2 protein-coding genes are annotated in these 669 nt (G+C 47.4%); both read right to left on the reverse strand.

Features of this window, described 5'->3' with window-relative positions:
• Window positions 1-416: glycosyltransferase family 2 protein (locus tag ACJHYR_RS28075; RefSeq protein ID WP_033871536.1), on the reverse strand; the 416-nt coding region annotated here is incomplete at its 3' end.
• Window positions 413-669: GtrA family protein (locus tag ACJHYR_RS28080; protein ID WP_033871535.1), on the reverse strand; the 257-nt coding region annotated here is incomplete at its 5' end. The genes ACJHYR_RS28075 and ACJHYR_RS28080, both read right to left, overlap by 4 nt.

Genomic DNA, 669 nt, shown 5'->3' on the forward strand with positions numbered 1-669 from the left:
TTATAGAACCACTCAGCAGATTTACGCTTCAGCCTGCTGTCAGTGGAGCGGTCAGAGCGTTTAGCCAGAACCATATCTGCACCGGCCTGCCATTTCTCTATCAAGTGAGGAATAACTTCGATAGGGTCTTGCAGATCAACGTCAATCGGGATAATTGCCTCCCCGGTAGCATGGTCCAGACCTGCGAACAGGGCGGGTTCTTTGCCGAAGTTACGTGTGAACGACAGCGAAACAACAAGCGGGTCGGCAACAGCAAGCTCGTTGATAATTGATTCTGTAGCGTCTTTGCTGCCATCGTTTATGAAGACTATCTCGACTTCATGCTGCTGAAGCCCTTCAAATTCGCGCACAGTTTTATAAAAAATAGGTATCGTGGCCTCTTCGTTAAAGACCGGAACGACTAAAGAAATTTTCATTTCGCATCCCTAAAGACAATGAACTTTGAATAGACGAAACCGCACACCAGGCTGATGGCGGAGAAGGTGACAAGAGTTATCATCGGGGGAAGTGCGCATCTATCAGCAGCCCATCCAACAGTAGCACTGAGTGTTCCCATGAACCCGACATATAACATGTAGCGCATCGTTGTAGTTGATGCTTTGAATGTGAATTTTGCATTCGCGAAGAAGCTAAAACTCACAGCCACAACGAAACCTGCGAAGTTTGCCA

It is taken from the genome of Escherichia sp. WS1450 (assembly GCF_046487395.1).
In the GTDB taxonomy this organism is placed as follows: Bacteria; Pseudomonadota; Gammaproteobacteria; order Enterobacterales; family Enterobacteriaceae; genus Escherichia; species Escherichia coli.